The sequence below is a fragment of the Dietzia sp. B32 genome, from assembly GCF_024732245.1.
Classification (GTDB): domain Bacteria; phylum Actinomycetota; class Actinomycetes; order Mycobacteriales; family Mycobacteriaceae; genus Dietzia.
The window spans coordinates 3,701,417-3,710,700 of record NZ_CP093845.1; the positions used below are offsets into that span (position 1 = coordinate 3,701,417).

9 protein-coding genes are annotated in these 9,284 nt (G+C 61.7%); 6 read left to right on the plus strand and 3 right to left on the minus strand.

Annotation, left to right across the window (positions count from 1 at the left end; translation table 11 throughout):
* Positions 1-92 precede the first annotated feature (92 nt).
* Positions 93-617, plus strand: a complete 525-nt coding sequence (locus L8M95_RS17405) for a PaaI family thioesterase (RefSeq protein ID WP_120283049.1) — start codon at positions 93-95, stop codon at positions 615-617.
* Between the two features lie 149 nt (positions 618-766).
* Here L8M95_RS17405 and L8M95_RS17410 read toward each other — a convergent pair whose 3' ends face one another.
* Positions 767-1,768 carry an AraC family transcriptional regulator gene (locus tag L8M95_RS17410; protein ID WP_120283061.1) on the minus strand — a complete coding sequence of 334 codons (1,002 nt, stop codon included), beginning with the start codon at positions 1,766-1,768 and terminating at the stop codon, positions 767-769.
* Positions 1,769-1,886: 118 nt separating this feature from the next.
* Here L8M95_RS17410 and L8M95_RS17415 point away from each other — a divergent pair, with 118 nt between their 5' ends.
* From L8M95_RS17415 to L8M95_RS17430, 4 genes are all read left to right on the plus strand, one after another.
* Positions 1,887-2,207, plus strand: a complete 321-nt coding sequence (locus L8M95_RS17415; protein WP_067718080.1) for a 2Fe-2S iron-sulfur cluster-binding protein — start codon at positions 1,887-1,889, stop codon at positions 2,205-2,207.
* Positions 2,208-2,278: 71 nt separating this feature from the next.
* Complete coding sequence (locus tag L8M95_RS17420; protein WP_260487310.1) at positions 2,279-3,619, plus strand: cytochrome P450; 1,341 nt, start codon at positions 2,279-2,281, stop codon at positions 3,617-3,619.
* Positions 3,616-4,836, plus strand: a complete 1,221-nt coding sequence (locus L8M95_RS17425; RefSeq protein WP_154830974.1) for an NAD(P)/FAD-dependent oxidoreductase — start codon at positions 3,616-3,618, stop codon at positions 4,834-4,836. The genes L8M95_RS17420 and L8M95_RS17425 overlap by 4 nt, the downstream gene beginning before the upstream one ends.
* 120 nt (positions 4,837-4,956) lie before the next feature.
* Positions 4,957-6,018 carry a BtrH N-terminal domain-containing protein gene (locus L8M95_RS17430; protein ID WP_063972865.1) on the plus strand — a complete coding sequence of 354 codons (1,062 nt, stop codon included), beginning with the start codon at positions 4,957-4,959 and terminating at the stop codon, positions 6,016-6,018.
* Positions 6,019-6,189: 171 nt separating this feature from the next.
* Here the strand turns inward: L8M95_RS17430 and L8M95_RS17435 are convergent, their stop codons facing one another.
* Positions 6,190-6,876 carry a TetR/AcrR family transcriptional regulator gene (locus tag L8M95_RS17435; protein ID WP_120283053.1) on the minus strand — a complete coding sequence of 229 codons (687 nt, stop codon included), beginning with the start codon at positions 6,874-6,876 and terminating at the stop codon, positions 6,190-6,192.
* A gap of 117 nt (positions 6,877-6,993) precedes the next feature.
* Here L8M95_RS17435 and L8M95_RS17440 point away from each other — a divergent pair, with 117 nt between their 5' ends.
* Positions 6,994-8,571, plus strand: coding sequence for an MFS transporter (locus tag L8M95_RS17440; RefSeq protein ID WP_154830975.1), 1,578 nt, complete (start codon positions 6,994-6,996; stop codon positions 8,569-8,571).
* Positions 8,572-8,715: 144 nt separating this feature from the next.
* Here L8M95_RS17440 and L8M95_RS17445 read toward each other — a convergent pair whose 3' ends face one another.
* Positions 8,716-9,210, minus strand: a complete 495-nt coding sequence (locus tag L8M95_RS17445) for a hypothetical protein (protein WP_120283057.1) — start codon at positions 9,208-9,210, stop codon at positions 8,716-8,718.
* Positions 9,211-9,284 lie beyond the last annotated feature (74 nt).

Sequence of the window (9,284 nt, forward strand, 5' to 3'; positions counted from 1 at the left end):
ACGGGTCGGACGTGCGGGTGTCGGCGATATCTCCGTCGCCACAAGCCGAGGTATCGCACCCAGTACAACTTCATCGACAGGAAGGTCTGGACATGGACACATTTCGCGACAAGGCCGGCGAGCCGATAGGTACCGATATCGACAACTGGGTGGCCTCGTTCACGCGCATGGAATCCGGTTCCTCCGAGCTTCCTCCCCACCACCCCAACTGCCTTGGCTGTGGACCAGAGAACCCGAATGGTCACTTCCTCTCGGTACGGCGTGACGGAGACGGCGTCGTCGCACACCACCAGTTCGACCAGCGCCACGTCGGGGCACCGGGCATTGCACACGGCGGCGCGGTAGCGACCGTGATTGACGACCTATTCGGCTTCTTGCTGTATTCGGTCGGCGAGCTCGCCGTGACGCGCCGTCTCGAGCTCGACTATCTTGCGCCAGCACTACTCGACACCCCCTACATCCTGCGCGCTGCAGTTCGGTCTCGCGATGGCCGGAAATTGGACCTCAAGTCCACGATGGAGGATGCAGAGGGCCGCACTGTTATTACTGCCACTGCCCTGTTCATCGTGGTCGAGGTTGAACACTTTTTGCAGTCACAGAGAAACTCGAGGACTTAGGCCAAACTCACCGCCGCGAGCACCAGGCCCGAATACGTCGAGGGTGTCGGCGGAGCCTGAAGCTATTGAACGCCACGCCCAAAGAAAGGGCGAAGCTGAAGGCACCGTGCATTGCCAGTTGCCCTGTACGAGTCAACCAAGTGGCAGCGCTACCTACGACGGAACCCCGTCGGCGGGTGGCCGGTCCAGTGCTTGAAAGCGTGTGAAAAGCTGGCGAGGTCGCTATATCCGAGGTCCGTGGCGATCTCGCTCGCGGACACAGATCCGTCCAGTAAACGAAGAATCGCGTACTCACGAATGACCGACTGGCGCAGTCCGCGATAGGTCATCCCTTCCTCAGAGAGGCGCCGCTTAAGTGTGCTCGTAGAGATGGAGAGTTCGTCTGCAATCCACTGACTTCCACAATCTGCGGGACGCTTCTCTATCAGACGTCTCACCTTGTCCGAATACGAGGCGATTTTACTCCGCTCGTCGAGCCTTCGCTGCAAGTCACTGATAGCGAGTCGATACGCCACGGGGTCAGAGAACCGGCAGACGTGATTGACCGCGTCAACGGGAAAATGCAGAATGGACAGTGAAGCGTCAAATACCAGGCGACCAGCTAACCGATCCTGATCCACGGGCAGACCTTCCGGAGCGGGCCAACCCAGTGAGAGTGTGATGTCTGGTGCATCGCCAACGAGTATATTCAGCAGCCTCAGCAGGACCGCACCACAGTAGGTGACCACTAGGGAGTCTAGGACTCGATCGCCCGTCTGCCCATTGAGCGCGACAGACACTCCGTGTCCACCTGCGTAGAACTGCGCACTCAGGGCTGGGGTTATTAGCGGCAGGTAGACAAGCAATTCCAATATCTCGCCTGCGGAACCTGCGCTTACTAGTGGGACGCTTAATGGTCCGAAGGACGTCAGATGAGCATGCTGGGCGAACGCCAAACCGAGGGTCGTTGCTTGGTCAACGTCGAGGTCGGGCAAGGCTTCCCTGATCCACCGCAGGGGAACTTGGGCGTTGATGGCGAGAAGTGACTCGACGTCGCTTCGCTCACGATCCATGATCTCGCGAAACCGTGCAACGGCGTCTTGCTCCAGAACTGGGCTCTCAAGTAACTGCGCGAACACGAGCGGTGGCACGCCCTCGCGATCAAGATTCATCGCCCCCGCCTTCTGAGCCAAATTAACAAGCTTCTGCCCTCAATCAACCTAGCCGCAGTCGTCGTTGTTAGCAATGCTGTGAGCAGCTATTACCCGAACAACCATGCAGGAGCCAGCGATGACAGTCGTAACCTTCGTCTCACATGAGGGAGAGAAGCACGTGGTGCCCTTAGAGGAGGGGCAGTCACTCATGCGGATCGCCGTCAACAACGCGGTGCCCGGGATTGACGCTGACTGCGGAGGCGAAGCCGCGTGCGGCACGTGTCATGTCATCGTTGATCCGCAGTGGTCCGAACAGGTCGGCCTCTCGGGAGCAAGTGAAGAGGAAATGCTCGCAATGAACCCGGAAAGGCTGCCGACCTCTCGACTGTCGTGCCAGATGACCGCGTCCGCGGATTGGGACGGCCTGGTCGTCCAGGTGCCAGAGTTCCAGATGTAACGACGAAGGGATCAAGAGTCGTGTCAAGCAATCATGTAGAAGTCGGGGACAGAATCCGGTCGGCCATCCCGATGGATCTTCAGATCCGGGGCGCCCATCTGTACGACAGGACTCGGCGCTGGGTGACAAGGACGAATGGGAAGAAGCTCTTCGTAGAAAGTCCCATTCCTCCCGTCGAGGATGTCGAGCTCGCCGACATCGACCTCAGTAATCCCTTTCTCTATCGCCAAGGCCGCTGGCAGTCCTACTATGAGCGCCTGCGAAACGAGGCTCCGGTCCACTTTCAGCCCAACAGTGCGTTCGGGCCGTTCTGGTCAGTGACCCGACATGAAGACATCATCGCGGTCGATAAGAACCATGAGGTCTTCTCCGCCGAGCCGATGATAGTGATCGGGGCCCCGCCTCGTTTTCTCGATATTGAGATGTTCATCGCGATGGACCCACCGCGCCACGACGTGCAGCGAGCAGCTGTGCAGGGGGTGGTGGCGCCGAAGAACCTGCGCGAGATGGAGACGCTCATTCGGTCTCGGGTTCGCGAGGTACTAGACGACTTGCCGGTGAATCAGCCGTTCGATTGGGTCCAGGCTGTCTCGATCGAACTGACAGCTCGAATGCTCGCGACGCTCTTGGACTTCCCATACGAGGAACGTCACAAACTCGTGTACTGGTCAGATATTGCAACTTCGTTCGAGGAAGCGAACGGTGGTCCTGCGGACCTCGACGAGACGTTCGACGGAATGCGCGAGATGGCGAGCGGTCTGAGTTCTCTGTGGTACGACAAGAAGGCTCGGTTAGCAGAGGGGGAGGAACCCGGTTTCGACCTGGTCACCATGCTGCAGAGCAACGAGAACACCAAGGATCTGATCGACCGCCCGATGGAATTCATGGGCAACTTTGTGCTGTTGATCGTCGGAGGGAACGACACGACCCGGAACTCGATGAGTGGTGGCGTTCTGGCGCTGAACCGGTTCCCAGACCAGTTCGAAAAGCTCAAGTCCAACCCTGACCTGATCCCCAACATGGTCTCCGAGATAATCCGGTGGCAAACGCCGCTGGCCTACATGCGCCGAATCGCCAAGACTGACACTATCTTGAACGGTCAGTTCATCCGTAAGGGTGACAAGGTCGTGATGTGGTACGCCTCAGGCAACCGCGACGAGCGTGTGTTCGAGCGGCCCGAAGACTTCATCATCGACCGGGCCAACGTCCGCAACCACATCTCCTTCGGGTTCGGCGTACACCGGTGCATGGGCAACCGACTGGCCGAAATGCAGCTGCGGATCCTCTGGGAAGAGCTGCTCCCCCGCTTCGAGAACATCGAGGTCGTCGGCGAACCCGAGTACGTGCAGTCCAACTTCGTGCGGGGTATCAGCAAGATGATGGTGCGCCTCACCCCGAAATCCGGCACATGACATCGCAGCGAGCCCTCATCATCGGTGCCAGCCATGCCGGAGCCCAACTCGCGGCGAGCCTACGGCAGGACGGGTGGAGCGGTGAGATCGTCCTCATCGGCGAGGAGCCCACGGTGCCCTACCAGCGCCCGCCACTGTCGAAGGCGTATCTCGCCGGGAAAACCACCCTCGACGAGATCACCATCCGCAGTTCGGACTTCTACTCCAAGCAGCGAATCCAGCTTCTCAACGCGCACGTGGAGGCGATCGACCGCTCGGCTGGGCACATCGTTATGAGCACCGGCGACACACTGACATACGACAAGCTCGCGCTGTGCACGGGAGCCCGCCCTCGTCAGCTCCGCGTTCCTGGGGCCGATCTCGCCGGGGTCCATTACCTTCGTACCGCCGCAGACGTCGAGTTGATCCGCACGTCCGCCGCCCCCGGGCGGCGGGTGGTGATCGTCGGGGGCGGCTACATCGGACTTGAGACGGCCGCCTCACTAGGGGCACTGGGCCTGGAAGTCACCGTGCTCGAGGCGACCACTCGCGTCCTCGAGCGGGTCACTGCTCCCGACGTATCAACGTTCTTCGAGCGGATCCACCGAGAGGAGGGCATCGATATCCGAACGGGCGCCAAAGTCGCAGCATTAGTCGGAGACGATTGCGTCCGGGAGGTCACACTATCTACTGGCGAGTCGATTCCGACTGATCTGGTCATCGTGGGTATCGGTGTTGAACCGAGAACAGAACTCGCCGAGGCGGCGGGCTTGACCCTGAACGATGGTGTGGTGATCGACGAGCACGCCCGAACCAGTGACCCAGCCATCGTTGCCGCCGGAGACTGTGCCAGCAAGTACATCTCTCGATACGGTCGCCGAGTCCGGCTGGAGTGCGTACCCGGAGCAACCGATCAGGCGAAACTCGCCGCGGCTACCCTTTGCGGGAAGTCCAAGAGCGCAGTGTCGCTGCCCTGGTTCTGGTCAGATCAATACGATCTCAAGCTGCAGATCGCCGGTCTCAACACCGGTTACGACGAAGTCGTCCTCAGCGGTGACCCCACGCGGGACCGCGACTTCAGCTGCTTCTACCTCCGTGATGGCGAACTCCTTGCTGCAGACTGCATCAATCGTCCCCGTGATTTCATGCTCAGCAAACAGGTCATCACACAGCAGCGTCCTTTCGTCCGGACCGATTTCGCCCATACGGGTTCTCCCGATTCCTTGCGCAATGGGTAAGCCAGTCCCGAGCGAGACTCGCACGGTCAGCGGCGGAGCCTCGACGAACGGCGCTGACATCCCACTGGCGCAGCAAGAGAGCCCGGTTCGTGCCCGCCTGCCGTTCAGAAAGGAACTCTGATGACTCGCCAGACGCTCATCGAGAACTATCCACATCGGGTCGGGGGGCACTGCGGCTCAGCCGCGATGCGAGACCTCCTGCACTGGCAAGGCCTCGGCTGGGAAGAACCGCCCGATGAAGGTCTCGTCTTCACCCTCGGGGGGTCACTTGGCCTGTCCTACTTGCGCTCGAGCGACCTCTTCCCGCCGCTTTATCTGGTAGGGAGAGACTCCGATTTCGAAGTAAATCTCCCCCATCTACTGGGCGCACAGGTCCAAGTGCTCACGACCGACGATCCCCGAGAAGGATGGTCGTGGATTAGCCAGGAGGTCGATGCCGGAAGGCCAGCCCTGATATGGGGCGACATCGCGGAGTTGCCCTACCTGCGGGTTCGGCTCCAAATGAGTCGCCACGATATCGTGGTAATTGGTTACGACGAGGCGGAGAGGATCGCCTTCGTTGTTGACAACGACCGTGCCGAGGTCCAAAAGGTTCCGTTCGACGCTCTCGCTCGAGCACGGTCGTCGATGTCATTCCCACAACCGACACGTCACACCACGTACCGCATCGCCTGGCCGCATGAGTTACCAGACCTTGCGCAGGTTGCCGCAGCGGCTTTCCGTCAATCGGCAGCGAACATGCGCCACCCAACTCCGCCAGGAGTCGTTGATCTCACGACCGCGGTGAGCGGTTCCGAAGGCTTAGCAGCGGTCGCCCAGCTCGCCGCTGATGTCCGGACTTGGTCCCATCTACCGGCTGACGAACTCGAGATCCTCTTATTCAGCTTGAGCGCTTTCATCGAGAAGGCCGGCACCGGTGGCGGCCTGTTCCGAAAGCTGCTCGCTGACGGCTGCGCGGACGTGGCACGTTTGACCGGTGACCTCGCGACCGAAGATCTCGCCGTAGCCGCCAGACACTGTGCACAGACATGGACGGAGGCCGGCCGAGCCGGGATCGAGCACGAGGTCGATGTGCGTACTCGGCTGGAACGTGTGGCTTCGGCGGTTAGCCTCCTGCCCACGCTCGAGCTTCAACTGGCTGAAGCTCTGGAGTCAGCTTCGCGATCGCTTGCAGCAGCCTGACTAATCGGGAAGTCAAAACTGGACGGTAGAAGTTCCGGCCGCACTCAGACTGCAGCGGATGGCTCGCCGCCGCTCGCACCGAAACGACCGGGCTCTAGGGTTGCCTCGCCACCTCCCCGGCGACCTCGGCGATCGAGCGGTCACACCCATCCGACAAGAAGAAGCCCCGATTTAGCGAGATCCGACGGCGCCAGGGCGGTTCAGATCGTGGCCGAACTCGGCCTGGATGGGTTCGCCTCCCTGCTTGCGGGCAGCAAGAAAATCATCAACGAGTTGCACGCATCCGTCGTGGTCGACCGTGCAGAGCCCAGTAAGGCGAGCGAACACGACGGGACCCAGGAGTTGAACGATCGCGAAGGTGGTGTCGACGTTGCCGAGCTGTGCTCGAACGTCAGGATGTGTGAGGATGCGGTCAAAGGGCTGCCGGTACTCCTCGATGACTCGACTACGCAGTGAGGTGATCGCGGCCGAATCGGCAGGATCGCCGCCGACTGATCCGATTGACAGCCAAGCCAGAGTCGTAATGTTCAGCGGCGCCTGGTCAATCAGGTCGGCTTGGGCCGTGAGAAGCGCGATGAGTTGGTCGCGTACCGACCCACTGTCGGCAGAGACCTCGACGCGAGGCAACAGCCGCTCGAAGGTCGCCGCAAGCAACTGGGCGGTCCCGCCGAAATGCCGATAGAGCGTGGCCCGCGCAACCTTTGACATTCGAGTGACCGCCTCGACGGTAACCGCCTCTACACCGCCAGTGCTCAGGAGATGCGTGGCAGCGTCGAGCAATCGTTTTCGTGAGCGCAGCAGTCGCGGATCGAGCTGATCGTCGTCCGTAGCGGGCCGGTCAGCACTCCAGTCGTTCACGCTCTCCCCTTCGGCCGACGGTCACTTCTCGTCCAAGCTAACCTGTCCAGCCAGCCGGATACTGTGATACTACTTGTCTCAGACCAAGACCGACCATCTCACAGCAAGGGGCCGGCGATGCACTCACCCCAACAGACCATCACCGAGTCATCCCGGTGGACCCGAGCCGAATGGTGGATGCTCACGGTGTCGTGCCTAGCCGTGGCGTTGGTGGTCGCGGCCATGGCCGCGCTGTATTCGGCATTACCGGAGATTGCGGTAGAGACTGGAGCGACGCAAGCCCAGCTGACCTGGATCGTCGACGGCTACACGCTGGTACTGGCGTGCCTGGTCCTGCCCGCTGGAGCGATCGGTGACCGCTATGGCAGACGCGCAGTTCTCGTAATAGGCCTGGCGATATTCACCATGGCATCCGCACTTCCCCTGCTGCTGTCTGACCCGGCCTGGTTGATCGCTGCGCGAGCGATTGCCGGGGCGGGCGCTGCACTGGTAATGCCCTCGACGCTATCGATTCTGACTGCTGGTTTCGCCGCCGTTCATCGCGGCCGAGCAGTAGGTGTGTGGGCTGGAGTCGCCGGCTCCGGAGCAGTGTTAGGCATCCTCGGCGCCGGGGTGCTGCTTGAGCGCTGGTCGTGGGTGTCGGTATTTGTCGGACTGACCGCAGCGGGAGCCCTACTGGCCGCGCTGGCATGCACGATCGCTGAGTCCAGCCAGCATGATCACCCTCCCGTGGACTGGGTGGGCGCGGCGGCAGCTGCAGTCGCGGTTGCGGGAATCGTATTCGCCACGATCGAGTTTCCCGCGCGGGGCTGGGCCGACTCGATCGTTCTCGCCAGCGCCGGGGCCGGCATATTGGCGACAGCCTTTTTTATCCTGATTGAGCTGCGATCCTCGGCCCCCTTGTTGGATGTTCGGTTGTTCGCCAAGCGCGGCTTCAGCGCCGGCTCGTTGTCGGTGGCCATCCAATTCTTGGTCACTTTCGGGGTATTCCTACTCCTGGTGCAGTACCTGCAACTGATCCTGGGATACGGACCGCTGGCCTCGGCGTTGGGATTGGTGCCGATGACGGTCCCCCTGATCGTGATCTCGGTGATCGCCCCCCGACTGTCACAGCGATTTGGACTACGAGTGATGACCGTCGCCGGTCTGGCGACCATCGCAGTTGGCCTGATGCTGGTCAGCCGGATGACCGTCGATGCACGTTACCTCGACCTGCTATGGCCGCTGTTGATCATGAGCGCAGGGCTCGGACTATGCACAGCCCCAGCGACCTACGCGATCATCGCCGAAACTCCGGAGAGCAAACACGGGGTCGCCGCCGCAGTCAACGATGCGGCCCGCGAGATCGGCGCTGCGATGGGGATCGCAGTGGCCGGCAGTGTGCTGGCCGCCGGATACACCCGCCACATCCAACCCGCCCTGCCTCAGTTACCCGAACCTGCCCGCGGTCCGGTCTCCGACTCCCTGGCCGCCGCCCTAGAGATCGCCGCACAAGCCGGACCAATGGCGCAACCATTGGTCGACTACGCCAAAGAGGCATTTGTCAACGGCAGCAGTCAGGCCACACTTACGTTGGCAATCCTCACCGCCGCAGCCGCAGTCTTGCTAGCGATCCTTGCCCCGGGCACTGCTGCGCGTGACCACAAGACCACGGCCAGTTCCACAGCACCGGCACACCGGGACAGCGTCGGATAGGTGGCCCGTCCGGCTTCCGGCTGCACTGACTCGTGCCTGGAGAAACTGCGCAAGGTCAGCAAGAACCGCGGTCACTTCCCGAGTGCAGAATCTCGGCGGTCGCGCTGCTGTGGCTAGCGATACCCACCATCTTCAGGGCGGGGGTCAGTGGCTGATGCGTCCACGCTGTGACTGCAGGGTGGGCGGTAGCAGCCGTTCGGCGACCGCGCCGGTGATGGCGGCGAAGACGGCTTTGTGAAGGATGTCCACGGCCTGCTCACTCGCGGGCCAGGTCGACGGCGGCGCTCCGACTCCGGTGGCGTTTTCCACGGTTTGGTCAAATCCCAGCCGGACGGCGGTGTGCCACACGGTCGCATGAACTCCTCGGATCCCGGTGGCCGCCCACACGCCGCGAATAGCACCCAGCGCCGCGCCGGTGCTGAAGTGCATGAGGTGGTTCCACCCGTCCGGGCGGTCGTCGTCGCCAGGCTTTTGGCCCAACAGCGTGAGCAGGGCGCGCGCCGGGACGTACGAGTTCGGCCTGCCCGTGATCGCCTGTTCGGCTTTCTCGCCGATGACCATCAATCCGGCCCCTACTAAGCCGGCCACCGCTCCGGTTCCGGCCGCTCGGGCAACATGGACTGCTCGGTTCTGGGTCATACTGCTCACTCCTTCGATGCTGTGGATATGCGGGCCTGTGGGAAGGGATAACTACGAGAAGGATTGCGGGACAG